Annotated in this window: 17 protein-coding genes and 2 pseudogenes; 12 read left to right on the forward strand and 7 right to left on the reverse strand. The window is 44.1% G+C overall.

What is annotated here, in order from left to right; all coding sequences use genetic code 11:
• The 3 genes and pseudogenes from V7L05_RS33130 to V7L05_RS33140 form a co-directional block, all read left to right on the forward strand.
• Positions 1 to 123, forward strand: a pseudogene (locus V7L05_RS33130) (photosystem II D2 protein (photosystem q(a) protein)); the annotation flags it as partial.
• On the forward strand, positions 107 to 1,498 hold the full coding sequence (psbC, locus tag V7L05_RS33135; RefSeq protein WP_335170519.1) for a photosystem II reaction center protein CP43: 1,392 nt from the start codon (positions 107 to 109) through the stop codon (positions 1,496 to 1,498). The pseudogene V7L05_RS33130 and the gene psbC, both read left to right, overlap by 17 nt.
• Before the next feature lie 131 nt (positions 1,499 to 1,629).
• Positions 1,630 to 1,815, forward strand: coding sequence for a PCP reductase family protein (locus tag V7L05_RS33140; protein ID WP_335170520.1), 186 nt, complete (start codon positions 1,630 to 1,632; stop codon positions 1,813 to 1,815).
• Between the two features lie 177 nt (positions 1,816 to 1,992).
• Here V7L05_RS33140 and V7L05_RS33145 read toward each other — a convergent pair whose 3' ends face one another.
• The 5 genes from V7L05_RS33145 to V7L05_RS33165 all read right to left on the reverse strand — a co-directional run bounded on the left by V7L05_RS33145 (position 1,993) and on the right by V7L05_RS33165 (position 11,688).
• Complete coding sequence (locus tag V7L05_RS33145) at positions 1,993 to 2,829, reverse strand: SWIM zinc finger family protein (protein WP_335170521.1); 837 nt, start codon at positions 2,827 to 2,829, stop codon at positions 1,993 to 1,995.
• 192 nt (positions 2,830 to 3,021) lie between these two features.
• The gene (locus V7L05_RS33150; RefSeq protein WP_335170522.1) at positions 3,022 to 5,235 is read right to left on the reverse strand and encodes a tetratricopeptide repeat protein; all 2,214 of its coding nucleotides are present in this window, start codon (positions 5,233 to 5,235) and stop codon (positions 3,022 to 3,024) included.
• Between the two features lie 82 nt (positions 5,236 to 5,317).
• Positions 5,318 to 5,638, reverse strand: a complete 321-nt coding sequence (locus V7L05_RS33155; protein WP_335170523.1) for a hypothetical protein — start codon at positions 5,636 to 5,638, stop codon at positions 5,318 to 5,320.
• 188 nt (positions 5,639 to 5,826) lie between these two features.
• On the reverse strand, positions 5,827 to 6,888 hold the full coding sequence (locus V7L05_RS33160; RefSeq protein ID WP_335170524.1) for a caspase family protein: 1,062 nt from the start codon (positions 6,886 to 6,888) through the stop codon (positions 5,827 to 5,829).
• A 90-nt stretch (positions 6,889 to 6,978) separates the two neighbouring features.
• Complete coding sequence (locus tag V7L05_RS33165; RefSeq protein ID WP_335170525.1) at positions 6,979 to 11,688, reverse strand: SNF2-related protein; 4,710 nt, start codon at positions 11,686 to 11,688, stop codon at positions 6,979 to 6,981.
• 143 nt (positions 11,689 to 11,831) lie between these two features.
• Between V7L05_RS33165 and V7L05_RS33170 the strand changes: the two genes are divergently transcribed.
• From V7L05_RS33170 to ovoA, 3 genes are all read left to right on the forward strand, one after another.
• A complete protein-coding gene (locus V7L05_RS33170) occupies positions 11,832 to 12,377 on the forward strand; it encodes a GNAT family N-acetyltransferase (protein ID WP_335170526.1) in 546 nt (181 codons plus the stop codon).
• Between the two features lie 101 nt (positions 12,378 to 12,478).
• Positions 12,479 to 14,635 carry a polyribonucleotide nucleotidyltransferase gene (locus tag V7L05_RS33175; protein ID WP_335170527.1) on the forward strand — a complete coding sequence of 719 codons (2,157 nt, stop codon included), beginning with the start codon at positions 12,479 to 12,481 and terminating at the stop codon, positions 14,633 to 14,635.
• A gap of 666 nt (positions 14,636 to 15,301) precedes the next feature.
• Complete coding sequence (gene ovoA / locus V7L05_RS33180) at positions 15,302 to 16,657, forward strand: 5-histidylcysteine sulfoxide synthase (protein WP_335170528.1); 1,356 nt, start codon at positions 15,302 to 15,304, stop codon at positions 16,655 to 16,657.
• Between the two features lie 251 nt (positions 16,658 to 16,908).
• Here the strand turns inward: ovoA and ilvC are convergent, their stop codons facing one another.
• Positions 16,909 to 17,904: a ketol-acid reductoisomerase gene (gene ilvC, locus V7L05_RS33185; RefSeq protein WP_335170529.1), complete on the reverse strand. Its 996-nt coding sequence runs from the start codon at positions 17,902 to 17,904 to the stop codon at positions 16,909 to 16,911.
• A 236-nt stretch (positions 17,905 to 18,140) separates the two neighbouring features.
• On the opposite strand from ilvC, the gene V7L05_RS33190 reads away from it, so the two are divergent.
• Entirely contained in the window at positions 18,141 to 19,067 is a 927-nt protein-coding gene (locus tag V7L05_RS33190; RefSeq protein ID WP_335170530.1) for a DUF4349 domain-containing protein, read from the forward strand.
• A 42-nt stretch (positions 19,068 to 19,109) separates the two neighbouring features.
• Complete coding sequence (locus tag V7L05_RS33195) at positions 19,110 to 19,292, forward strand: hypothetical protein (RefSeq protein WP_335170531.1); 183 nt, start codon at positions 19,110 to 19,112, stop codon at positions 19,290 to 19,292.
• A 235-nt stretch (positions 19,293 to 19,527) separates the two neighbouring features.
• Here V7L05_RS33195 and V7L05_RS33200 read toward each other — a convergent pair whose 3' ends face one another.
• Positions 19,528 to 21,084 (reverse strand): ammonium transporter, encoded by a 1,557-nt coding sequence (locus tag V7L05_RS33200; RefSeq protein WP_335170532.1) that lies wholly within the window; start codon positions 21,082 to 21,084, stop codon positions 19,528 to 19,530.
• A 1,237-nt stretch (positions 21,085 to 22,321) separates the two neighbouring features.
• Here V7L05_RS33200 and V7L05_RS33205 point away from each other — a divergent pair.
• The 4 genes and pseudogenes from V7L05_RS33205 (at position 22,322) to V7L05_RS33220 (ending at position 26,644) form a co-directional block, all read left to right on the forward strand.
• Positions 22,322 to 23,680 (forward strand): NAD(P)/FAD-dependent oxidoreductase, encoded by a 1,359-nt coding sequence (locus V7L05_RS33205; RefSeq protein ID WP_335170533.1) that lies wholly within the window; start codon positions 22,322 to 22,324, stop codon positions 23,678 to 23,680.
• Between the two features lie 166 nt (positions 23,681 to 23,846).
• Positions 23,847 to 25,082 carry an LL-diaminopimelate aminotransferase gene (locus V7L05_RS33210; RefSeq protein WP_335170670.1) on the forward strand — a complete coding sequence of 412 codons (1,236 nt, stop codon included), beginning with the start codon at positions 23,847 to 23,849 and terminating at the stop codon, positions 25,080 to 25,082.
• A 122-nt stretch (positions 25,083 to 25,204) separates the two neighbouring features.
• Positions 25,205 to 25,654, forward strand: a pseudogene (locus tag V7L05_RS33215) (Uma2 family endonuclease); the annotation flags it as partial.
• A gap of 24 nt (positions 25,655 to 25,678) precedes the next feature.
• Entirely contained in the window at positions 25,679 to 26,644 is a 966-nt protein-coding gene (locus V7L05_RS33220; RefSeq protein WP_335170671.1) for an AIPR family protein, read from the forward strand.
• The last annotated feature ends 16 nt before the right edge of the window (positions 26,645 to 26,660 follow it).

Below are 26,660 nucleotides of genomic sequence, written 5' to 3' on the forward strand. Positions count from 1 at the left end.
ACCTTCTATACCAAAAACATTTTGCTGAATGAGGGTATCCGCGCTTGGATGGCTCCTCAAGATCAACCCCACGAACAATTTGTATTCCCTGAGGAGGTATTACCACGTGGTAACGCTCTCTAATAGACCAAATATCTTAGGCGGCGCTGGACGCGACCAAGAATCCACTGGGTTTGCCTGGTGGTCTGGTAACGCACGTTTAATCAACCTATCTGGCAAACTACTGGGTGCTCACGTTGCCCACGCTGGTTTGATTGTATTCTGGGCTGGAGCGATGACTTTGTTTGAAGTCGCTCACTTCATTCCTGAAAAGCCCATGTATGAGCAGGGCTTAATCCTATTACCTCACCTCGCCACTCAGGGTTGGGGTGTTGGTGCCGGTGGTGAAGTCATCGATACCTTCCCCTACTTTGTTGTCGGTGTACTCCACCTAATTTCCTCAGCCGTCCTTGGCTTTGGCGGTATCTATCATGCCGTCCGTGGCCCAGAAACCTTAGAAGAATACTCTTCTTTCTTTGGTTACGACTGGAAAGACAAGAACAAGATGACCAACATCATCGGGTTCCACCTGATTATTTTGGGATTCGGTGCATTGCTGTTAGTTATAAAGGCAATGTTCTTTGGTGGTTTGTATGACACCTGGGCACCAGGCGGTGGTGATGTTCGGATTATTACGAATCCAACACTGAACCCAGCAGTTATCTTCGGTTATGTAATCAAGTCTCCCTTCGGTGGCGAAGGCTGGATTGTCAGCGTCGATAACTTGGAAGATGTGGTCGGCGGTCACATCTGGATTGCCTTTATCTTAATAGCTGGCGGTATCTGGCACATCTTCACCAAGCCTTTTGCTTGGTCACGTCGTGCATCAATCTGGTCTGGTGAGGCTTACCTTTCCTACAGCTTGGGCGCTCTCTCCCTGATGGGCTTCATTGCCTGCCTCTTTGTTTGGTTTAACAACACCGTTTACCCCAGCGAATTTTACGGTCCTACTGGTCCAGAAGCTTCTCAAGCTCAGGCTCTGACCTTCTTGATTCGTGACCAACGCTTGGGTGCTAACGTTGGTTCTGCCCAAGGCCCCACAGGGTTGGGTAAATACCTGATGCGTTCTCCCACTGGTGAAATCATCTTCGGTGGTGAAACCATGCGCTTCTGGGATTTCCGCGGCCCTTGGTTGGAGCCTCTACGTGGCCCCAATGGTCTTGACCTAGAAAAAATCAAGAACGATATTCAGCCTTGGCAAGCTCGTCGCGCTGCTGAATACATGACCCACGCTCCTCTGGGTTCTCTGAACTCCGTGGGTGGTGTGGCTACCGAAATTAACTCCTTCAACTACGTATCTCCTCGCGCTTGGTTGGCGACTTCTCACTTCGTACTAGGGTTCTTCTTCCTAGTTGGTCACTTGTGGCACGCTGGTCGCGCACGGGCTGCTGCTGGTGGTTTTGAGAAAGGAATTAACCGTGATACTGAGCCAGTGATGTTCATGGACAACCTCGACTAGGTTGTAAGGTTTATCTGAATCACTGACAATTAAATAATTTAGAGGCTCTTGCATAAAAGCAAGGGCTTTTTTTATAGGAGAATTAGTTATCTGCTGATTAAACTGAGCGACTTACTAAGGTAATTAATACTATGAGCGATTCCAATTTTATTGATGCTTTGCGATGGACATCTGAAGCTAAGGAAAAGTTACAAAATATTCCCTTTTTTGTCCGCATTCAAGCTCAAGCCCGAATTGAACAGCTGGCTCGTGAAGCAGAGCAACAAGTTGTGACAGCTGATTTGGTAGAACAGGCTAGGCTTGAGTTTGGACAATAAAACATTCTGCTTTAGCAATTCGATATCTGCCAAAACTGATTGACCAAAATCGGGCAGATGGCAGACGGGCAGTTCGTCAAGCGGTGCGGGAATGAGTGAGGGAAGGCGGCAAGAGTAAAGATTGAACTACCCAGTCAACCTAATTCATAATTACGAATTACGAATTACGAATTAGTATCAACTTCCTCCCACATTCATTGCTGCTAAAAAAGCCTTCTGGCTCACATCTCTGTAAACTGTATTCAAATACTTCATTACCACATCACTCGAAGTTGAATTTACTGTATTTTCCTCTTCCTTCGCTAGGGAAATCGCTCCTAATACATCTAATACCGTCTCGCTGCTGGACGGCGCAATCACTACCAAGGATGACTCTAGTGGCTCATTGTATTGCCAGAAAGAGTCAATTTTTACCGAGTATTTATTATTAGGAATTGACTGTTGAACATCAATCGTTTCTCTAGTATTGGGTTCAATCTTGGCACTACGTAACTGTCGCAAATCGCTGATAATTTGCTCTTTGGTACGTCCGCGCAATTGAAATAGTACAAAGGGGTCTTCACTGAAGCGATCGCCTAACTGATAGTATACCGCACCAATGTGTTTACAGGGATTTGCTTTATCAGGACAAGAACATTTACTCTGGATATCAGCCAAGGTAAATGGAAATATTGAAAGACCATTAGCTGTGAAGACTTCTTCTATATTTTGTGGCATTTCTCCTGCTAGTAGTTTGGCAGCAAAAATTGCCCTTTGAGACATGGTTTCAATGACATAACCCCACTGTTCATCACTAAATGGTTCAAGGGAAAGGGAAACTTTATAAGGTTCCACTTCGCTACCTTGCACCCTAGCTAATACTTTTGCTCCTTTAAATTCAATGCTCAAAACATTTCCTTGACGAGCATAGTTTCTCGCACGTTCCAAACGCTTTTTAAAGCGATAGGAATCTAGCAAATCTAGCCATTGTTGTGACCACCATTCTCGGCTTGCTTGTAATGTGTAATTAGTCATAATGAATAGGGAGTGGGGAGTAGGGAATAGGGAGTGGGGAGTAGGGAATAAGCCTTTTCGATTGGTACTTAATTTGTTCAAAAATCAAATAGGAGTCCTATATACGCCTACAGATTGGAACTCTGGCACTACACAGGGACTTAAAACCTTGAATTAATTACGAATTACGAATTACGAATTACGAATTACGAATTATTCCATCCCTGCCTTGCGCCGCAACCGCTCAACTAATCCGCGTGAAAAATCCAAGTTTTGATCGCGCAAATGCTCCCAGATATCCAGGGCAGACTGTGCTAATGGTAGCGCCTCTGCGTAGCGTTCCTTCTTCTCCAGAACTCGCGCCAGCCCCACTTGAGCGCCAGCCACCAAGTTTTGCTGTCCCACTTCCTGCGCCAGCGCTAACTCACGCTTGTACCAGGAGTGGGCTTCTGTAGGCCGATCGCGGTTAAGGGCTAGATTTCCCAAGTTGCCGCAGTAAGCTGCTTGTCTTTCTTTATTTCCCAGTTTTTCATCGATCGCCAATGCTTGCTTGTAGTAGGACTCGGCGTGATCGTAGTCTCCCTGGTTTTGGGCAACTCCTCCCAGATTGTTGAGGGCGATCGCTTCACATACCTCATCCCCCAATTTTCGGTAAATCGCTAATGCCTCCTGATACAGTCGCTCCGCCTCCGCCCAGTCCTCGCGTTGCTCTGCAATCACTCCTTGCAACCGAATTGTAGTAGCCTTGTCCCGACGGCTACCGCCCTGCTCCATCGCCTCCGCCATCTGAGCCGCCCAACTTGCTGCCCGCTCCGTCTCCGCGCGATTGTAGTAAATCCAGGCAACATTATGGGCACCCCAACCAGCATCCCTCCACTGACCGAGCGCCTTTCCCGCCTGATATCCCCACTCACCCAAGCGCACCCTCTCATCCCAGTAGCCGCGAAACCAAAGGAACTTAGACAAAGCTTTTTCCAAATCGATGAGCATCTGGGCAGCCTCTCGGTCTTTCAATGCACCGGGGATACCTGCCATCTCCCGCAGGGTTGTCGCCACGCCCTCTAGATTCTGCCACTCGGCTTCCAGCTTCTCATGGGTTTTGTAGGCATCTTTGTTATTACCCCCGTACTTCTGGGCAAAGTCCACCCAGTAGCGCAGAGCTTTGCGTAGGGCAGCAGAGTTAAACCGAATTCCACTTAGGGGTGCTGTTAGAACGGTATCCGTTCCGCCTACAGCTGCCCGAATATATGTGCGGGTGAGGGGGTGCAGGCCAAACCCTTCTCCATCCAACTCATTCACCAAAGATAGAGTGACTAACTGCTCTAAAGAAACTTGGATCTCGGTTATGGCTAAATCCGTAGCATCTGCCAATGCTGCGGATTTTGCTGGTGTCAGAAATACAACTAGGGCAGACAACACTGTGCGATCGTTTTCAGAGAGAGTTTTGGCAGCATCGGCAAACAGAAACCCGTAGAGATCGGGGGATTTGGCGGCATTTCGCAACCGCTCTAGGGCAACACTGATAGAGTAACCTTTGTGTGCCACCTGTCCTAATGTCCAATCTAGCGCTAGGGGATTGCCACCAGACGCTTCATATAAAGCGGTCAATATCTCTGGCTTAGTTGCGTTTAGTTCCTGGGCTAGGCGGGAGTGTGACCTTCCCTTCTCTCTCATTAATTCCAAAGCTTCTGGCTCTAAGAGACGATCTAAGCGGATGGTGAGGGCGCTTTCCCCAGTGCGGCGGCGGCTGGTGATGATGGCTTTGTTGGGTGTGGGCAGTTTCCGCACAAACTCGGAAATCATATCGCGTTCTTCTGCATTCAGGGTTTCCAAGTTGTCCCAAATCAACAGGGTGCGTCGTCCCCGTAGGGCATCAAGAAGGGCGCGGCGGCGTTCTTTGGCATCAGTCATTTTCACAATATCTGTCTGTCCTAACCCCTTGGCAAATTCCCGGCAGAAGCTATCGAGAGAAGACAGGGCGAGGGTTTCTTGCCGCACTCCTTCAGTTGAGAGCCAGGTAGTCTTAGCAGAAACAAACAGGTAAGCATCAAACAAGGCTTGCTTACGGGCCAGGTGTGCTACCTCCAGCGCTAACGCCGTTTTGCCCATACCACCAATACCATCGATCGCTACACCCCAACCGCGTTCGTCTGGTGAAAGTGCTTCCATACAACGGGCAATTTCTTGTTTGCGTCCCACAAACACATCGTTATAGCGGGGTAGGTTATCGGGCAGACTTTCGGGGCGTTGTCCCTGTAACTGGCTTAATCGCGTTTCTAGGCTAGTGACTTCTTTTTGTTTTTCTTCTAGTTCAATTACTAAGTCCGGCGGAATTCTAATTCCAAAACTAGCTTTTTCTTCTTCTAATATCTGGAGGGCGCGACGAGCGCGGTTGAGAGTTCGCTGTAATGCTTCTTGATTATCCATAAGATTATATAAAAGATAAATCTAATATTAATGCGCTGCACACTATGGAGATCGCCCTAAATCCCCCTTAAAAAGGGGGACTTTAAGAAACTCTCTTGCCCTGATTTTTAAGGAGGGTTGGGGCGATCGCAAGCTTGTGGAATAACTCTAGTCTTTCACAGTATCCCTCAGAACTCGGCGGTTCATGTTTGGAACTCGGCGGTTCGTGTTTGGAACTCGGCGGTTCATGTTCGGAACTCGGCGGTTCGTGTTCGGAACTCGGAAGTTCATGTTCGGAACTCGGCGGTTCATGTTTGGAACTCGGCGGTTCGTGTTCGGAACTCGGCGGTTCATGTTCGGAACTCGGCGGTTCGTGCTTGGAACTCGGCGGTTCATGTTCGGAACTCGGAATGAGAAAAATCATCGTCGCTTATATTTCAATACGGTTCACTTAAGGGCAAAACTTTTTGTCAAAGTCAATTTTTTTAACGAACTGCAAAGGACGCAAAGGAGAGGCAGCGCGTTGCGGGGGTTCCCCCCGTTGTAGCGACTGCCGTCGCAAAGGAAGAGAAGGAAGAAATGCTTAACTGAAGTGTATTGGGCTATATTTGCTTAATCCAATCCTGTTCTTTGATGCCGGGACTCTAATTCAATGACCTGGCGGCGTTTCTCTTCTAATTCAATCTGCAAATCCACTGGCATACGAATTCCAAAGGAAGCAGCTTGTTCTTCCAAAATTGCTAATGCTCGTTTTGCTCTTGCTAATGCAGGTGTTACCACTTGTTGATCGGTCATAATTGGCAAGTCTGAGACTGGGGTTGAGCTTGGTAGTCCTTTCCCTCCCCGCAGCATGGCAATAGGAAAATCTTCCATCGCTGTATCAAAAAATGGAGTCTGTTCTGCCTGACGTTGGATTCTGGCGCTCTCTGGAACAGTTTTACCCAAATGATTGATCAGATTTGAAAGCATAACTTTGGAATCGCCTGGTTGATTAGCCGCTCCTCGCAATGCCTCAATTAGATGATAAGTATAGAGACTCATATTTCCATCAGGACGTATCCAAGAAACCTGATTGCCTCTGGAAGACGTAAACACTGCCCTTCCTTCGCCCTGCTTCAAGGCATCGACTACGCCCTTGGGCAATGACGTAGCGATAAAATCAGCAGGTAGTTCGCCTTTAGAAGTAGCCATACCCTCTGCGTGGCAACTATCAATTACCGCCCACAACCGCTTTGCTTGAATCTGCCGCAAAGCTTGAGTAAATTCTTGGGCAGATAGGGCGGTGTTAGCAATATCTGTGGAATTGAAGTCATGTTGCAGCAAATAATAACACTGACTTGATAAGTCAAAGCACCCATGACCAGAGTAAAAAACTACAATTGTTGCATCTTTATCAGCAGCAGCCTTTTCCTTTAACCACACCAATCCATCCAAAATTGCGCTGCGCGTTGTCTGTTCATTCTGCAATAAGCGAATATGTTCTGAATCATCCAGATAGGCACACAAGTTTGGATCGGTTAGCACTGTTTTCAGGGCTTGCACATCTTTAACTGTGACAGGCAATGAATATCGAGATTCGGCTGTTCTGCCAACCCCAATTAACAACGCATAACCGTGGGCAAACTGATTCGACATGATGGCACAGGATAAAGAAGAAGGTGTGATATTTTTCAATATCGCATATTTGTCTATGTGATTAATTTTGCGAGGTTTGTAGTGAACGCTAAAGCGCTGAAGTTAAGGACTAAAGTGCTGACTACAAACTTATTCTGCATCATCGTCAATTACTGCACTACGATCAAGTAGTAGTAAGTTGCGAAGTTGGTCTGTATCCATTTCAGTTAACCATTCTTCACCAGCACCCACAACTTGTTCAGCCAATTGTTTCTTACTTTCAATCATGTCATGAATTTTTTCTTCTAAAGTGCCAGTGCAAACAAATTTATGTACTTGCACATTCCGGGTTTGACCAATCCGAAATACTCGGTCTGTGGCTTGATTTTCCACGGCTGGATTCCACCATCTATCAAAATGGAATACATGATTTGCTCGTGTTAAATTCAGTCCTACGCCACCGGCTTTTAGAGAAAGAATCATAATCGGTGGACCTTGAGGATCGTGTTGGAAACGGTCGATCATTTCCTCACGTTGTTTTTTACTGGTGCTACCATATAAAAAGAATATTTCTCGCCCAAGCTGTTTTTCTAAATAGGGTTTAAGTAACTTACCCCACTCAGCAAATTGTGTAAATATTAGAGCGCGATCGCCTTCCACTAAAACTTCTTCTAACATCTCTTCTAACCGCAGAAGTTTGGCTGAATTATGTTGCTCTAATGTCGCCTGTTTCAAATATTGGGCTGGGTGATTGCAGATTTGTTTGAGTTTGATTAGTAAAGCCAAAATCATTCCCCGGCGTTGCAATCCTTCCGCAGATTCTATCTCTACTAAAGATTGTTCTACTACTTGTTGATAAAGTGCGGCTTGTTCACCAGTCAGACCGCAAAATACGGTCATTTCTTGCTTATCTGGTAAATCTTGAATAATTTCGCGATCGCTTTTCAATCGCCGCAGTATAAATGGTTGAACTAATGAACGTAACTGAGCCAAAGAAGCCGTATCACCATACTTTTCAATTGGCATGGCAAACCGACGCTGAAAAAATTGCCGATTGCCTAAATACCCCGGATTCAGAAAATCTAAAATAGACCAGAGTTCTTGCAGCCTATTTTCTACTGGTGTACCCGTCAACGCAATCCGAAACGTCGCTGATAATTGCCGCACTGCTTTTGATTGCTTCGCCTCTGGATTTTTTACATTCTGGGCTTCATCTAAAACAATTATCTGCCAAGAGACACTTTGCAATGACTTGATATCTCGATGAAGAAGTGAGTAGCTGGTAACGATTAAATCGTGATTTTTCACTGCTTCTAAAAACGCTTTACCTTTGGGGCGTTTGTCACCGTGATATTGCAAAATTTTCAGGCTTGGTGCAAATTTATTGACTTCCCTTTCCCAGTTGCCTAAAACCGAAGTTGGACAAACCAATAGAGTTGGATTTTCGAATGCATCCTGTTCTTTCAAGTGCAAGAGAAAGGCAATGAACTGGATAGTATTATGGCAAATAATATTGTTAGCGACAAAATTGTGATGTTCGCTAACTTCAAAGTCATAAACCCATCCCTCATAATCTATCTCCTCTATGGATTCAATCCGGCAATAAAATACCTCTTGGTCGAGCAAATTTTGCAAAGACTGCCTGGTTAAGCTTAACTGTTTTATGTGCAAATGAGCATAGGCTGTCAGGGTTTGAGTTGTCCACTTGGAAGGTTTTAGTAGCTGATACTGTTCTTGGGCTTCTCCACTAATAATGCGGCTCATCCCAGCTATTACTCGCTGTAAACTATCTCTAGAAAATTGCTGTGAACCATTAATGTAAACAGTGTTATGCATCCCAAAATGCCGCAATGGGAGTCCCGTTGCTATGACTGTTTGGGCAACCATATCAGAAGCAGGAATTCCTTCAATATTTGTGTTGCTGACCAGTTGACAAATTTGTTCTAGTTTGCTCTGTTTTTCTGAGTTATTAAAACCAATTTGTTGGATAAATCTGCGGGCAGAATTTCCTCCAATCACACCGATATAGTAGGTGCGAAAAGTACGAGTTCCATTAGTGGCACACTTCAGTTTGGGCGATATTCGCAACCAAATACCGAAACGGCGCAACAATGCAGAAAGTTGCTGAATCAGTAAAGCTGAAGCTGTAGCAATCTCAATACTTCCCATACTCAAAACTACAGCAGATTCAGCATCAAAATAGTTTTGTAAAAATATCCGCACACTATCTAAGTCTGCCTGCATAATGAAGGGCGGAATAGATTTTTCTGCCGATAGTTTTCCCCAAACATAACCTTTAGCTTCTAAGAATCGCCGATAGGCTTGGCTGTTAACTCGAAGAGTAGAAACTCTGTTAGGAAAGGTAGAGATATTAGGGCTATTAATTTTGAGGTTATAGCGCTTTTGAATGCGTTGGCAAGTCTGGAGTAGATCCTCTAGTACTCTGGTATCTTTTTGGGATATTGTAACTCTTCCCACATCGGGTAGCTCATGCCCTTCAGCAATCTGCCAAGCGAGAAACTTAACCAAGTCAGGGTCTTGTGGTTGTCCATTCCAGAGCGTTTTACCTGGTACACAAACGTAATCACCCACCTGTAAGTTATTTGTCCAACCTTTACTTGTTAGTAGCTTGTGACGATAAGTGATAGTGATATTGCTACCGTCTTCTAGCGTGATTTTTCGTAATTTCTCGCAGACTTGCTGCCGATACAACCGTCTGACATTAGCTTGGACAATTTTGCCAGTTTTTTCATCTATGGAATTAACTAGTAGTTGCTCTGTGGGATTAGCCCAAAATCCTTCGCCGTCAAACTCTGTTTCTCCAGCGTGAGTTGTCCAAATTGTCTCGGCTGTACGTAACAGTCCATTTATATTTACTAGAGTATTATTTGCTACGCATTTACCCAATCCCATATCGTCGGCGAGACACGCACCCAAGCCCCAACGTTCCAAGAAGGACAGCCAAGCAGCGCCTCGTTCTTGATAAGGTCGCAACTGTCCTTGAAAGCCTGTTGGTGTGGGCAAAGGTTCAATCGCCTGGTTATTTGTTAGCGCCCCAATTAACTCTTGCAATGCCCCAGAAGCCTCAAAGCTAACCACTGGCAACTTTTCAATTACCTGGGTATCTCCTGTACTGAAACGTAAGGCATCTTCCAAGGAAAGCGCCATTTGGTCTTTGCGGGTGGTAAAAAAAGTTTGGGCTGTTTTGATGTCTTGCGATCGCAATTCTACCCACTCACCGTTAATTTCCACTAGCGGACTATTTAAAGCCACAAGTTTATCAAACTCAGCTTTGGAAATAGTTTGTCCACCAATTGCCAATTGCCATTGGAAATTCAAGAGACTCTGCAATCCTAAACGTCCTTGCTTTGTCTTTGGGGTTTCGGCAGTAATTTTCAAACCCAAACGGTTCGCCCATCCTTCACGGTTCGCTAAACTCGGAGGCAAAATTACTCCCAAACCACTGTCTTCCAACCTCCAAGCTACAGCCTTGATAAACTCATAAGCTTGGATGGGGGTGAGATGAGAAAATTGGGGATATTCGGTTTCAAAACTGAGTGCGATCGCTGGATATAATCGGGAAGCTAGCCCTAAACCTCGCAAAAATGTTTCCTGTGGTTGCTCAATTGTCCGATTTTCATAAACCAATTGCTCAACTGGATTGTTCCAAATAGTTGTCGCATCTACCAAAAACTCTGGATCATCAGCCGCTTGCAGGAAATACGCCAATGTCCAATCTGTTTCGCCAGACTCAGGAGAACGCAGTTGAAAACAGGTACGAAATAGAGTTTTAAGAGTTAATTGGTATTGTAGCGGCATAGTCCAAGCCTTCAGTGCCGCTTCCAGTCGTTCCACTTCAATGGCATCTGCATTGACCGTACCAGATGCACTAGTTAAAGCTTGCAACCACTGCCGCACCCCAGATGGTAAAGATGCGCTCGCTTTGGCTTCCATTGGAGGTTGGGAACCCGCCATTTCTCGCACTTGGGCATCTATCGTACTGTTGAGAAATCCCAAAAGTAATTCTTGAGGTTCGATTGGAAAGTCTACATAGATTGGGCATTGGGCATTGGGCATTGGGCATTGGGCATTGGTTATTAATTCTTCTACCCCTGCTCGCTCATCTCCCCCCACTCCCTCTTGATAAGTACGACAAACCAACGGCATGTTCGCAGAAAATTTTTCCAGGCGGGTTCCATCTACAGCACTGTCTAGAAGTACTTGCCATTTAGTGGCAAATGCACCATCTGATTCTCGCTGAATTCTTGGTAAAAACTTACACCGCGAGATTAAATCTAAACTCCACCGGGCAACCTGCGACCAAAAGCGTAAATCTCCTCCCAAAAAGGCATCTTCGCCGTTAGTAGCATTTAGGGGAACAGCAGTGAGAAATTTTACTGCTTCGGTGGGGTTGAGACAAAAACCCTCAACTCGCCACGGTTGCAAATATTGTGGGGAGTCTATATCTAACCCCAAGCTGGCAGAATGCACAGGGAAAATCGCTGCTGTTCCTTCTTTACTGCTTTCTGGGATATAAGTTGGCAGGGCAATTATTTGCGAATACGTTGGCAAACTGATCTCAGTAGCACTGGCTGCTTTGCGCGTTCGCCCAGTAGTAGCGATCGCTCCGCCCGCCGCAGGCATCGCAATTTGAGGTTGCTGAATGAAGTTGGTAATTGCCATGTTCTGAGAATGCAACCACTCACTCAACTCAACTGATGTCATTGCCAATGGATGTAGTGGTATATCTCCAGATCCACTAGACTCTAAATTTACTCGTGGCGATCGCCAAGTTTCTCCCCAAATAAATAAACAACCATTTTGATTTTTTAGTAACCAATTCCCGTGTAAAATCGCCATTTGCTAACTACTCAGATTTTCCCAAAACTCAAAAATTAAAATCGTCATCATTCTACTTTTTTCATCTTATTAATCAGATTTTTTGGTCAAATATTGCATATAATAAATATTTAAGCACTTCTTCAACATAAACATTATTGATAATGAATTTTCCCCTAATTAAAGTTTTAAAAAATGGGTTATTAGTGGAACTAGATTATATGCATCCTCAAGAACAGGAGGTTGTAAGAGCATTACTCAATGTTGTAATTGTTGAAGGTAAAACTTATCCCCAAAAGCAACCTCTATCTCAGACAGAATTTTCAGCTTACTGGTTAAGTAAGGATGCCTTTGTTGTCAAGACATCTGTTGAGAATACTACACACAAACCAAAAGAAATATTAGGGGCGTTTTATTTAAAACCAAACTTTCCCGGTCGGTCTAGCCATATTTGCAACGCTGGTTTTATTGTACAACCTGGGTTACGCAGTCAGGGGATAGGGCGGTTCATGGGAGAGGCGATGCTCTTGATAGCAGCTAACCTTGGCTATGAGGCAGTAATGTTTAATTTGGTCTTTGAAACTAATATACCTTCAATTACACTTTGGCAGTCGTTAGGATTTAAGATTATTGGGCGTATTCCGGGTGCGGCGAAGCTAGGGGATGAACAAGTGGTAGACGCGCTGATGATGTATCGCCCTTTGGGTTGAACGACTTGTTTATCTTTGTATGTACCAGAAGTCAGTCATAGGGCATAAATGTTAGGATTGCCACAGAAAGAGAACAGCGAAAGAGAAGGAAAAAAAACTGAATGGCAGAAGTTGACAAGTCAATATCCTTCGATGGTAGGGATATTCGACTGAAAGTAGGCTTACTAGCTCCCCAGGCTGGTGGGTCGGTTTTGATAGAATCAGGGGACACATCCGTTTTAGTGACGGCTACGCGATCGCAAGCCAGAGAAGGCATTGATTTTCTTCCCCTCACAGTAGATTATGAAGAAAGACTGTATGCCGCAGGTAGGATTCCCGGCGGGATCATGCGGCGGGAAGGTCGCCCACCAGAAAAAACAATTCTCACCAGCCGTCTAATAGACCGTCCCATGCGTCCCCTGTTCCCGTCATGGCTACGGGATGACCTGCAAATTATTGCCATAACGATGTCGATGGACGAGTTAGTACCACCCGATGTGCTAGCAGTTACAGGTGCTTCGATCGCTACCTTGATTGCCCAGATTCCTTTTAATGGGCCAATGGCAGCAGTGCGGGTTGGTTTAGTGGGAGATGATTTCATTATTAACCCGACATACTCAGAAATTGAAGCTGGAGACTTGGATCTGATCGTCGCAGGTTCACCACATGGCGTAATCATGGTGGAGGCGGGAGCCAATCAGTTGCCAGAGCGAGATATTATCGAGGCGATTGACTTTGGTTATGAAGCAGTGCGAGACTTAATCAAAGCGCAGCAAGATTTAGTAGCAGAACTGGGTCTGGTAATAGTGCAAGCAGCACCACCAGAAGTAGATCAAACGCTAGAAAATTATATCCGCGATCGCGCTAGCAGCCAGATTAAGAAAATCCTCTCTCAATTTCATTTCACCAAACCCGAACGCGATGCAGCTTTAGATGTCGTCAAGGATGAAATTGCCACGACAATTACCCAACTCCCACAAGAAGACCCAATTCGAGTTGCCGCAACTGCAAATAGCAAGGCACTTGGTAACACTTTTAAAGATATTACCAAATACTTCATGCGGCGGCAAATCATCGAAGATAACGTTCGTGTTGATGGTCGTAAACTCGATGAAGTGCGTCGTGTTTCTTGTTTAGTTGATGTCTTACCAAAGCGAGTCCACGGCAGTGGTTTATTTAACCGGGAACTAACTCAGGTATTATCCACTTGTACTTTGGGTACACCTGGGGATGCCCAAAACCTCAACGACGACATGCAGCTAGATCAACACAAGCGTTATCTGCATCATTACAACTTCCCGCCTTTCTCAGTCGGGGAAACTAAGCCAATGCGTGCCCCAGGAAGGCGCGAAATTGGTCACGGGGCATTGGCAGAGCGAGCGTTAATACCTGTATTACCGTCAAAAGAACAATTTCCCTACGTGATTCGCATCGTATCGGAAGTACTTTCCTCTAACGGTTCCACCTCAATGGGTTCAGTCTGTGGTTCGACCCTAGCCCTCATGGATGCTGGTGTGCCAATTCTCAAACCCGTCAGTGGTGCAGCAATGGGTCTGATTAAGGAAGGGGACGAAGTGCGAGTCCTGACCGATATTCAGGGCATTGAAGACTTTTTGGGCGATATGGACTTCAAAGTTGCCGGGACGGATGTTGGGATTACCGCCTTGCAAATGGATATGAAAATCTCCGGTCTGTCGTTGGACGTTATTTCCCAAGCCGTCCACCAAGCCAAATCAGCCCGGTTGCACATTCTGGAGAAAATGCTCGCCTGCATTGACACGCCGCGTACTGAAACCTCACCCTATGCCCCACGTCTGTTAACAATCAAGATTGATTCAGACATGATTGGTTTGGTCATCGGGCCTGGAGGCAAGACGATTAAGGGAATCACAGAGGAAACTGGTGCTAAAATTGACATCGAAGATGATGGCACGGTGACAATTTCGGCTGTGGATGAGAACAAGGCCAAGAGAGCCAAAAACATCATCCAAGGCATGACCCGCAAGCTGAACGAAGGGGATGTCTATGCCGGACGCATCACTCGGATTATACCGATAGGTGCATTTGTGGAATTTCTGCCTGGAAAAGAAGGTATGATCCACATCTCACAACTTGCTGACTACCGCGTTGGCAAAGTTGAGGATGAAGTAGCAGTGGGCGATGAAGTGATTATCAAAGTGCGCGAAATTGATAACAAAGGTCGGATTAATCTCACCCGCTTGGGTATCCACCCAGATCAAGCAGCAGCAGCACGAGAAGCTGCGGCGGTAAATCGTTAAATCGATTTGGGATTTTAGATTAGATTAAATCTAAAATCCGCGATGCCTATTGTGAAGGCATCGCCGTATGCTTCTCTAATTAGTTGCAGAACCCTTAACCAGATACAACTTTGCGGTCATCAGATATAATTATTAGGTTTTTTATACTCTGGTTAACCTCTAATCATTATTTATATTATTCTGTCAATCCGTAGTTTGAGTATTTTAAAATACATCTTTTATCTATTTACAAATAGAGAATATTGTCTGATCATAACGACACAGGAAAAAATGTGATAAACAACACTTTTTTTGTAAGAAGTCGTAGTTTAACGCCGTGTACGACTTTTCTCAAACCTAACCCCCGACCCCTTCCCTAAAAGGGTTGGGGAGCAATAATCAAAGCCTCTCTGCCTATGCGCTACGGTGTACACACAAGTCAAATTACCCCCCTTAATCCCCCCATTTATTGGGGAGAAACAGGAATCTAGTTCCCTCCCCAATACATACGGGGAGGGTTAGGGTGGGGTAAAACTGACGCAAAAAACCAGGTGAGTAAACTATTTCATACTTGTGTGTACACCGTAGCTCCCTATGGGGGAGAGGAATGGAAGCGGGGTGACAAGAATAAGTCGCACATGGCGTTAGTTTATGTAATTTGTACGATAATCTTGTGTCAAAAATATCATGAGTTTAGTTCCAACGATAAATAAACTGAAATCAAATCAAGTTCCCACACTCAATGATTGCAGTTCACAAAGCCTGCTCAACTACTTTGAGAATTCCTGGGAACTTGAAGAAACACTCATGAAAAGTTTGGTCGGGGAAGAAACTTTTTATCTTAACCCCGATCCTTTAAGAAACCGTCTAATTTTTTATCTTGGCCACTCGGCTGTTTTTTTCATCAACAAGTTAATTGGCGTTGGTTTAATAAAAGCTCGAATTAATTCACAATACGAAACTCTATTTGAAATCGGAGTTGATCCAGAAACACCGACAGAACTGGACGCAGCTATCCAAGGGGTTAGCTGGCCTGATGTGGAAAAAGTTTGGCAATATCGGGACAAGGCACGAGAGGCGATCGCAAAGGTTATTCAAAATACTTACCTGGATTTCCCGATTCATCAACAGCATTCCTTCTGGGCTTTGCTGATGGGAATAGAACATAGTCGCATTCACTTTGAAACCTCTTCGATGCTGGTGCGACAATTGCCTGTTGAGCGCCTTAAACGTCCCCAAGGCTGGAATTACGCACCTAGTAACGGGAACATTCCCAAGAATCAAATGCGCCGGGTTCCAGGTGGTGTGGTGAAACTAGGAAAACCCCAGGATGATCTTACCTATGGTTGGGATAGTGAATATGGCGATCGCACTGTTGAAGTTAAACCGTTTTTAGCTAGTCAATATCTGATCACTAATGGAGAATATCTAAAATTTGTTCAAGCTGGTGGTTACAAAAATTCTGAGTACTGGGATAGTGAATCTGGGAATTGGCAGCAACTCTACAACGTCCAACATCCAAAATTCTGGATACCCTTCCAGGATGGCTACCGCTATCGAGCCACATTTGACGAAATAGACTTACCCCTAGATTGGCCTGTGGAAGTCAACTACTACGAAGCGATCGCATTTTGTCGCTCTCAAGGCTCAGAAATACGCTTGATGACTGAAGCTGAATGGAATCAAGCCTTACTGACCTGTAAGGATAACCACTTATTAACTAACTCTAATCTCAACTTACAATTCATTTCTCCCAGCCCAGTGGGAATGTTCAAACCAGCTAATAGTACTTGTGGGCTTTATGACCTCAGAGGAAATGTCTGGGAATGGCTGGGGGACACTTTCAACCCCCTACCAGGATTTCAACCTCATCCGCTTTACGAAGACCAAGCAGCACCCTTTTTTGATGACAAACATCAGATGATGCTTGGAGGTTCTTGGGCTACTAATGGTTCAATGGCATTACCAACCTATCGCAATTGGTTTCGCCCCTACTTTTATCAACACGCTGGTTTTAGAATTGCTCAAGATTTGCAAGCGTAGAAAGGCACAAAAAAACTCAGTGGATGAACTGAATATATTGAATATAGCGCTATCTGCAACTTAATATTCTGACCTCACTTCCATTCCTCTCTCCTAAAAGGAGAGAGGCTTTGAATCTTACTCCCCTTCCCTTGTAGGGAAGGGGTTGGGGGTTAGGTCTCTATTGGACTCAACCGAGAAACGCTATAAACAAGCGCGATAAGCAGGCTTTGGTGGAGTAGCCGCGACTTTAGTTGTTCGGGTACTTTTGCTTAAGCCTTTTTCAACCAGCTAAACATAGCGCGTAAATCTTTGCCAACTTCCTCAATTTGGTGTTCAGCTTCTTTACGACGCAAGGCGGTAAATCCTGGTTTACCAGCTTGGTTTTCCAGAACAAATTCCCGTGCAAATTGCCCAGATTGAATTTCGCTGAGAATCTTCTGCATTTCAGCTTTGGTTTGTTCGGTAACAATTCGCGGGCCACGAGTATAATCACCATATTCAGCAGTATTAGAAATGCTGTCGCGCATTTTGGCTAAACCACCTTCTACAACCAAGTCAACAATCAGCTTGACTTCATGCAGACATTCAAAATAAGCCAATTCTGGTTGATAACCAGCTTCTACCAAAGTTTCAAATCCGGCTTTGATTAAAGCACTCAAACCACCGCACAATACCGCTTGTTCGCCAAATAAATCTGTTTCGGTTTCTTCGCGGAAAGTAGTTTCGAGAACACCAGCGCGAGTACCACCGATACCTTTAGCATAAGCCATCGCGCGATCGCGTGCCTGACCACTGGCATCTTGATAAACTGCAAACAGCGCTGGTACGCCTTCCCCACTTTCATAAGTCCGCCGTACCAAATGCCCCGGTCCTTTTGGTGCTACCATCACCACATCTACGTTAGCCGGTGGTACAACTTGCCCAAAGTGAATATTGAAACCGTGGGCAAAAGCTAACACATTCCCTTCTTCTAGATTGGGTTCAATCTCGTTTTTGTAAATCGTTTTTTGGACTTCATCAGGTAATAAAATCATGATGAAGTCGGCAGCATTAGCAGCATCTGCAACATTTTTCACAGTTAACCCAGCTGCTTCAGCTTTTGCTACTGACTTACTACCCGGATATAATCCCACAATCACATTCAAACCACTATCTTTTAAATTGAGAGCATGGGCATGACCTTGGGAACCATAGCCGATAATCGCAATAGTTTTTCCAGCCAAAAGGTCTAAATTGGCATCTTCGTCATAGTACATCCGGGTCATAGAAGCATCTCCTGTCAGCAAGCATCGTCAATTGGCAGACTTTTGATTGTACCTCAAATTGAGTAACCACAGATGGACTGTGAGTTATTGAATTTACTTATTTGAACTCAGGGGATGGGGAGATGAGGGAGATGGGGGACTAATGACTAAATGCTGTTACATAAATCGCAACAATACAGGCTTTGAGTTTTACTTCAGTAATACTGGGGCTAACTTCATCCATCTGAGGGTAGGTTATGTACACTTTGATTAAATTGCCGCGCACATCTGCTTTATTTGTGAGTGCGTTATTAGGAGGGGTGATTTTTACCAGTTGCGCCTCTTCCCATCAGTCAGGAAATCAGGCTTTACCTCAAATTGCAGCCGATGGCATGGCAGATAAAGCAATGGCACCTGCTAGTGAAAGCAGTCTTTCCCAAAAGACGCAAGCTGCACCAATAGCCCGTTCTCGTCCTCAACTGATTAAAAAGGCAGCAATGTCTTTGACTGTCAACTCTGTAGATCAGAGTATTGATGCTGTTTCGCAAATTATCAATAAACAGCAAGGGGATTTGATCGGGTTGCAAGAACAACAACCCAAAAACGACGACCGGCGTTACACAGCAACAATCCAATTGCGGATACCAGAGAATCTGCTGGAATCTACCTTAGAACAACTAGCTAAATTGGGCACTGTCGAGACTCGTAATATCACTGCGGAAGATGTGGGCGATCGCCTGGTGGATTTCCAAGCTAGATTAACTAATTTGCAGAAAACTGAAGTCAATTTGCAAAAAATTATGGATCGGGCGGGTTCTATTAGAGATGTGCTTAGTGTTGCCCAAGAATTGAGTAATGTCCGGCAAACAATAGAACAAATTAATGCCCAACTCAAAAGCCTACAAAATCAAGTTGCATATTCCACTATTACGCTGAACCTAGAAGCAGCAGTTTCTAGCACCAGTCCCCAACCTGCCTTTGGTTTGCAAGTTCAGGAAACTTGGAACAATTCCACCCACTCCTTTGGTGCATTTACCGTTGGCTTACTGAAGCTGGGTATTTGGTTAATTGTTTACAGTCCCTATTTGTTAATTTTTGTTGCTCTTATCTATGGCTTTTCCCGTTGGCGGCGAACTCATTCACCACGTTTGACACAAACACCAGAACCAACTAGTTCTGAGTGAAGTTACATAAATCCTACATCTACCTTTGAGAAATTTACCAAAATGGTACTGAGCATTCACAACCCCAAGCTTTTTAAAGACGCGCTGATCAGCAAAATCAATGCTTCTCATCTTGTCACCGGGGTTTCGCCCATTTTTTTTGAAGTTAGAGAAATGATTAATTCTCCTCCAATTGCGATCGCAATCTGGGACAAATGCCAATACGGTTCGGATAAGGTTTTTTAATGACACGACGCTTATCGCAAAGACGCGATAAATCGCCGTCTCTACAGAGGACTGATTATTGTAAAGACGGCGATTTATCGCATCTCTTGCCTTAACCGAACTCTTTGTCAAGATCATCGGGAAATAGTGATTACCCGACTTTTTCTCCATAAAAAAGCCCCACCGACTGATGGGGATGAAGACTGATAGATTTTTAGCACTTTTCTCTGTTTAGGGTGTGCTTGGCGCAAGCTCTCTATTTATTTACTTCTTCTAATGGAGAACTGCCAGGGTTAGCTGCTGAACTAATGACATATTCAGGGTAGGCTGGTATGCCATGCTCGTGTAAATCCAAACCTTCCAATTCGCCTTCTTTCGACACACGCAGTGTCCCGGTCAAATTTACCAAATACATCAACCCCATTGCCAGAGCGAATGTAGACACAGTAATAATTAGGTTGCCGATAACTTGTGCGCTCAACACCTGTATCCCCCCACCATAAAGCAGACCTCTTAACGGTGCAGAGACATCAGGTACGATGGGGCCAGTCGCGCCGAATTCACCAGTGGCAAACAAGCCCAGCGACCACGTTCCCCAGATCCCGCAAAAACCATGTACAGGAACTGCACCGATGGGGTCGTCAATCCGAAGCCATTCCAAGAGGTCTATGCCTAGAATTACAACTACGCCAGCTACTGACCCAATGATGATTGAACCTGTCGGATTCACCCAATAGCAGGGGCAAGTGATCGCAACCAAACCCGCCAAGAAACCGTTGACGGTGAAACTCAAATCCCACTTTTTTGTTTTTGGATATCCAAAAAATAGTGCCGACAGACCGCCTGCACATGCTGCCAAGGTAGTATTAGCGGCAACCCGTCCAGTCCCCACAAAGTCCATCGCCGAGAGTGTTGAACCGGGGTTGAAACCGTACCAGCCGAACCACAGAATCAGACCGCCTGAAGCAGCAATTACAAGGTCATGCGGTAACATTGGCCCACCACCGTCGCGCTTGAAACTCCGACCTAAACGCGGCCCAAGTGCGATCGCACCCGCTAGGGCAATGAATCCCCCAATGGTGTGAACAACTGTAGAGCCTGCAAAGTCATGGAAGCCAATTCCCAAGAAAGGCAGGAAACCATCTTTGCTGCCCATCGTTGCCAGAAACCCGTCTGGCCCCCAAGCCCAGTGTCCGATAATTGGGTAGATGAATCCAGAAACGCCAAAGCTGTAGAGAAGATCGCCTATAAACCCTGTCCGCCCAATCATCGCCCCAGAGGTAATGGTTGAGCAGGTGTCTGCAAAGGCAAACTGAAACAGCCAGAACGCCAGAAACGCTACGCCTGTACTTTCATAGGTGGTAGGAGACCCTTGCAAGAAAAACCAATTCAGTCCAATCAAGCCGTTACCATGACTGAACATGAAGGCAAAGCCCCAGGCATAGAACAATAAACCGCAAAGACAGGTGTCAACAATGCACTCCATCAAGACGTTGACGGTTTCACGAGAGCGACAGAAACCTGCTTCCAGCATCGTAAAACCTACCTGCATTGCGAATACTAGGAAGGCCGCTAGCAGCGTCCAGAGGGTATTAATCGGGTTAACGATGTCATTGCCTTTGAGTACTGGATCGGCTGCTAGAGCTGGTGTTTCCATCAAATTGGGGATGAAGGCAAATACGATGAACAGCATCATGATCGCCATTGCCTTGCCCAGCAGTAGTAAGTAGCCGTAGCGCCTCCACTCCGGATCACGTAAACGCTGTCCCAATCGTGCCAACTTGTTAACTTGCTGACTTTGCCCAACAGTCATCGGCATTTTCTTCTTTGTCGGGAATTGCTGATGCTTAAAGAGGAAAAAGCCTTTCTTGACTGGGGTAGATCCCGCCTTCACGAAAAAGACAATAAAGCTTGTTACCAAATAGCCAAATATGTTGAGGCAATTTAAGCTATTTTTTCCCAAAGAACTACAAGCCTTAAATATGATAGTTTTTACCCTGCTTCTCTTGTTACCCACTAAGTAAAACCTCCATCAAGGTAAGTATTTTTAAACAACCAAAACCTCAATTGTCAATCAAGCTCTTCAGGAAGAGTCTGAAAGTATTTATGTCAAATATGTCAAATAAACTTGAGCATGATTGCCTCAAAACCGACAGCCCATCACGTTAGGATAGTTGCGGTGGCATCAACAACAAAGAAGAAGCTTTTCTGTAAGTCTTTAACCACATTTTTCTAATATCAAAAAGCCTGATATTGTGAGAAATCTGAATGTTCACTTACAGGAATAAACTAAGAAATTTGACTAATTGTTTATTTTTTCCTGATAAAAAACTGTACTATATAATACATTTTTTTGTCAGGAGGTCACATGAAGTTACTCTTGCCACATCAGATATAACAACTGGATTCTTTACAGTATCAGTATTTACCGATATTAAGATCGAAACATTCAGAATGTTATTAATTTTATATACAACAAGTCAAGAAGTTGTTACTTTTTGTGTTCACAGCCTCATCAATGTCGTCACATTTTCGTCATGATTTTGTCATATCTTCGTCAATCTAATATGCAGCTGTTACCCACAATACGTTTATTCATTTTTCTCAGGTGGAATTACCTGCCTTTTACTTATCTTTAAATTCTCCTCATCACCTCACCACGTATTCCAGAGGCTTTATTAAATAATTCGTAATTCGTAATAGAGCCTCCGGCACGCTACGCGAACGTAATTAAGTTTTGTAACGGGTATTTAGACCTGTGGTTAAAATAAAAGATTTTTTAATCGCAGAGACGCAGAGAGAAAAAAAGAGATTTTACAAGTCACCTTGAAAGGGCTAGTTCTGTAAATGCCTGTGGAAAACTCGTAAGTCCTGTCTTCTATTCAGTCCGACATCGTTGAAGCTTTCCATCACGCGACTTGAAGTCGTGTGAAGTTCAATACTTTAATTATTCTTCAAATGTAAAAAGCAATACAAAATATATGATGACAATTTTGATACAAATTTGTTAAGAATAGTTACAATAGTCGGAGTACAGGATAATATTTCTTATGGTAAATTCACTTGACAATAATCCACCTCATCAAGTAGTAATTGTTGGCGGTGGTTTTGGTGGACTTTATACGGCGAAAACACTCGCTAAAGCGGCAGTAAACGTTACTCTGATTGATAAACGTAACTTTCATCTATTTCAACCCCTCTTATACCAAGTCGCTACAGGTGCGCTATCTCCTGCGGATATTTCTTCGCCGTTGCGTTCTGTACTCAGCAAGAGCAAGAATACGAAAGTGTTGCTGGGAGAGGTGAATAATATTGATCCAGAAGCACAAAAAGTGATTGTGGGCGACGAAGCAATAGCTTACGATACGTTAATTGTCGCCACAGGAGCCAAGCATTCCTACTTTGGTAAAGACAACTGGGAAGAATTCGCCCCTGGTTTGAAAACTGTAGAAGATGCCATAGAAATGCGTCGCCGGATTTTTACAGCGTTTGAAGCCGCAGAAAAAGAAACAGATCCAGTAAAACGCCGTGCTTGGTTAACTTTTGTAATTATTGGTGGTGGCCCAACTGGTGTAGAATTAGCGGGCGCGATCGCAGAATTGGCAAATCAAACTCTCAAAGAAGATTTCCGCAACATCGACACATCAGAAGCGAAGATTTTGCTATTAGAAGGTCTGGATCGCATTTTGCCACCCTTTGCACCAGAGTTATCACAAGAAGCGGAAGCATCTCTAACGCGGTTGGGGGTGATTGTCCAGACAAAAACATTGGTAACGAATATTGAAAATGATCTTGTTACCCTCAAACAAGGTGATGAAGTTAAAGAAATTGCCTCAAAAACGGTATTATGGGCAGCAGGTGTGAAAGCTTCAGCAATGGGAAAAGTGCTAGCAGAACGCACAGATGCTGAGTGTGATCGCGCTGGACGGATTATTGTCGAATCTGACTTGAGTATTAAGGGACATCCCAATATATTTGTAATAGGCGACTTAGCAAATTTTTCTCATCAAAATGGGAAACCCCTACCTGGTGTTGCACCTGTAGCGAAGCAACAAGGTGAATATGTAGCAGAACTAGTCCAAAAGCGGCTTGCAGGTGAGAGTTTGCCACCCTTTGCTTATGTTGATCACGGTAGTTTAGCGATGATTGGGCACAATTCTGCTGTGGTAGATTTGGGTTTTATCAAGCTGAAAGGTTTCTTTGCATGGCTGTTTTGGCTGTTGATTCACATCTACTTCTTAATTGAATTTGACAACAAATTAGTAGTGATAATTAAGTGGGCGTGGAACTATTTCACCCGTAATCGCGGAGCAAGATTGATTACAGGTCAAGAATCACTCACGCAGTTCGGAATTGGCGATCGCAGCAGTTACCCCTCAGCCGATAATAAACTACCGGTAAATGTGTAGTTGGGCATTGGGCATTGGGCATGGGGCATTGGGCATGGGGCATTGGGCATGGGGCATTAGTTATTTCTCTCCCTCATCTCCCTCATCTCCCTCATCTCCCTCACTCCCCACTCCCCGCCCTCATAAATTAGCAGTAAGCTGTTTGAGGGCGTTTTTCATATTTACTATGGCAACTATTAACGACAACTACCTGAAACTGAAAGCGGGCTACCTGTTTCCAGAAATTGCTCGGCGGGTGAATGTCTTTGCCCAAGCGAATCCTGATGCTAAAATCATCAGGTTGGGCATTGGTGATGTTACTGAACCTCTGCCGGAGGCTTGCCGCACAGCAATGATTAAAGCTGTGGAAGAAATGGGCGATCGCAATACCTTCAAAGGCTACGGCCCAGAGCAAGGCTACGCTTGGTTGCGGGAGAAAATTGCTACTCAAGATTTCCAAGCGCGGGGAGCCGATATAGATGCCTCAGAAATCTTTATCTCCGACGGTTCCAAATGCGACACAGGCAACATTCTGGAAATCTTTGGACATGACAACATCATTGCCGTTACTGATCCAGTTTATCCCGTGTATGTAGACACTAACGTTATGGTGGGAAATACTGGGGATGCTAACGATAAAGGCGAGTTTGAAGGCTTAGTTTATCTACCAATTACGGCTGAAAACAACTTCACTGCCGAGATTCCCTCAAAGAAAGTCGATTTAATTTATCTCTGCTTTCCCAATAACCCCACTGGCGCAACTGCTAGCAAGGAATATTTAAAGGCATGGGTGGAGTATGCCAAAGCTAATAACTCGATTATTTTCTTTGATGCAGCCTACGAAGCTTACATTACCGATCCGTCGATTCCCCACTCAATTTATGAAATTGAAGGTGCAAGGGAAGTTGCGATCGAATTTCGGTCTTTCTCCAAGAATGCAGGTTTTACAGGAACCCGTTGCGCGTTAACCGTAGTACCGAAGACACTCACAGCAAAAGCCGCCGATGGTTCTGATGTGGAACTATGGAAACTCTGGAATCGTCGCCAATCCACCAAATTCAATGGCGTTTCTTACATCATCCAACGAGGAGCCGAAGCGGTTTACTCTGAAGAAGGACAAGCACAAATCAAGGGATTGGTTAGTTTCTATCTAGAAAACGCCAAAATTATCCGCGAGAAACTCACAGCCGCCGGATTATCAGTTTATGGCGGCGTGAATGCACCTTACGTCTGGGTAAAAACGCCTAATGGTTTGTCCAGTTGGGAGTTCTTTGATAAGTTGTTGCAAACTGTCAACGTTGTGGGGACACCTGGTTCTGGCTTTGGTGCTGCGGGTGAAGGTTACTTCCGCATTTCGGCGTTTAATAGCCGGGAAAATGTCGAAGAGGCGATGAAGCGGATTACCGAGAAGTTTAAGGTGTAAGGCGATCGCTTTTAGCCGCTTTTGTTAAACTCAATCTATTAGTCAAAAGGTTACGGTGGGCTATATTATCCACCGCAACCTGATAGATAATTATTGAGATTCAGCTTACTTATATTTTGGTTATGACTGCTGCTATTCCCGTTTTCAAAGCTGTTAGCCAGATGCAGTTAGCACCTGGTAGCACCGTGACCATTCCAGATGTTAGCTGGGAAGAATTTGAATCTATTTTACAAGAATTGGGACAAAAAAGAACTACACGAATTGCCTACAGCCAGGGTGCTTTAGAAATTATGGCTCCTTTACCAGAACATGAAATACCCAAAGATTTAATTTCTGATATTGTCAAAATCTTGCTGAAGGCTAAAGATATCAGATACCAACCTTTTGGTTCCACCACCTTTAAACGGCAAGGTGTAGCAGGAGTTGAACCTGATGCTTGTTTTTATATTCAGAATTATCAACAGATGATTGGTCATCGCCGCTTACAACCTGATGACCCGCCGCCAGATTTAGCGATTGAAACTGATGTCACATCAAAAACTACTCTCGATGCTTATGAAGCCATTGGAATTTTACCAGCACGTGAATATTTAAAATTGATTATTGATGAATCTGGTAATATTATCAAAGGTTTATTCTATGATAATGTCCGAGATTTTGATGTCGACAATGAGGTAAATCGGGAAATAGAGGCAACAATAAAATCTGATGAACACAAATCATTTGTACTCTATAACAATGGAATAACTATTGTTGCAGAAGACATCAATGTTGTTGGAGATAAAATGACTGTTACAGATTATCAAATCGTTAATGGATGTCAAACTAGCCATGTTTTATATTATAACGAAAAATCAATTGATGATGCTCTTTATATACCGATTAAAATAATTGCTTTAGCTCGTGATAGTCGATTAAAAAATAATATAATTAAAGCTAATAATAGACAAACACCTGTAAAGCTTGAAGAGCTTGAGGCATTAACTGATTTTCAAAAAAAGCTTGAGGAATATTATAAGTCTTTACCAGAAGATAAACAGTTATTCTACGAAAGAAGACCCAGGCAGTTTAATGGAATTCAAGGTGTTGAAAAAATTAGAATAGTGGATATATCATCTCAGATGAGATGCTTTGCTTCTATGTTTCTTGATCAAGCTCATAATGCAGGTAGATATCGTGCAAACTTGCAAGATGAAACTAGAAACAAGATATTTTTATCTAATCATGACCCAATAGGCTATTACGTCAGTGCATATGCTAAATTTCGTTTAGATGCACTTTTCAGAAAAAAGCAAATGGACGGAAAATATAGTCCTTTTAAATATCATATGCTTAATATTTTTAGAATACAAGTATCGGGTAATGATATGCCTGCTATATACTCAAATAAGTTTATTAAGTATTGTGAAAAAATAGAAGAAATTTTGTCTGATGAAAATAAATCTAAAGAGGCTTTCTTAAAAACTACTGCAATTATTGATAGGGCAGTCAATGGAAATTATGATCGTGCTTCGGCGAAAACTGTAACTTTTTTAAGAAATATAAAAGATTTTTTAGTCTGAAGTCTAATGCGATTGA

Source organism: Nostoc sp. (assembly GCF_036917755.1).
Classification (GTDB): Bacteria; Cyanobacteriota; Cyanobacteriia; order Cyanobacteriales; family Nostocaceae; genus Nostoc.

Coding starts and splice junctions, on each gene's coding strand:
- ilvC (WP_335170529.1), bottom strand. CDS start 17,904: ATGACCCGGATGTACTATGACGAAGATGCCAATTTAGACCTTTTGGCT.
- V7L05_RS33140 (WP_335170520.1), top strand. CDS start 1,630: ATGAGCGATTCCAATTTTATTGATGCTTTGCGATGGACATCTGAAGCT.
- V7L05_RS33170 (WP_335170526.1), top strand. CDS start 11,832: ATGAATTTTCCCCTAATTAAAGTTTTAAAAAATGGGTTATTAGTGGAA.
- V7L05_RS33190 (WP_335170530.1), top strand. CDS start 18,141: ATGTACACTTTGATTAAATTGCCGCGCACATCTGCTTTATTTGTGAGT.
- ovoA (WP_335170528.1), top strand. CDS start 15,302: ATGAGTTTAGTTCCAACGATAAATAAACTGAAATCAAATCAAGTTCCC.
- V7L05_RS33165 (WP_335170525.1), bottom strand. CDS start 11,688: ATGGCGATTTTACACGGGAATTGGTTACTAAAAAATCAAAATGGTTGT.
- V7L05_RS33205 (WP_335170533.1), top strand. CDS start 22,322: ATGGTAAATTCACTTGACAATAATCCACCTCATCAAGTAGTAATTGTT.
- V7L05_RS33150 (WP_335170522.1), bottom strand. CDS start 5,235: ATGGATAATCAAGAAGCATTACAGCGAACTCTCAACCGCGCTCGTCGC.
- V7L05_RS33195 (WP_335170531.1), top strand. CDS start 19,110: ATGGTACTGAGCATTCACAACCCCAAGCTTTTTAAAGACGCGCTGATC.
- V7L05_RS33210 (WP_335170670.1), top strand. CDS start 23,847: ATGGCAACTATTAACGACAACTACCTGAAACTGAAAGCGGGCTACCTG.
- V7L05_RS33145 (WP_335170521.1), bottom strand. CDS start 2,829: ATGACTAATTACACATTACAAGCAAGCCGAGAATGGTGGTCACAACAA.
- V7L05_RS33200 (WP_335170532.1), bottom strand. CDS start 21,084: ATGACTGTTGGGCAAAGTCAGCAAGTTAACAAGTTGGCACGATTGGGA.
- V7L05_RS33175 (WP_335170527.1), top strand. CDS start 12,479: ATGGCAGAAGTTGACAAGTCAATATCCTTCGATGGTAGGGATATTCGA.
- V7L05_RS33155 (WP_335170523.1), bottom strand. CDS start 5,638: ATGATTTTTCTCATTCCGAGTTCCGAACATGAACCGCCGAGTTCCAAG.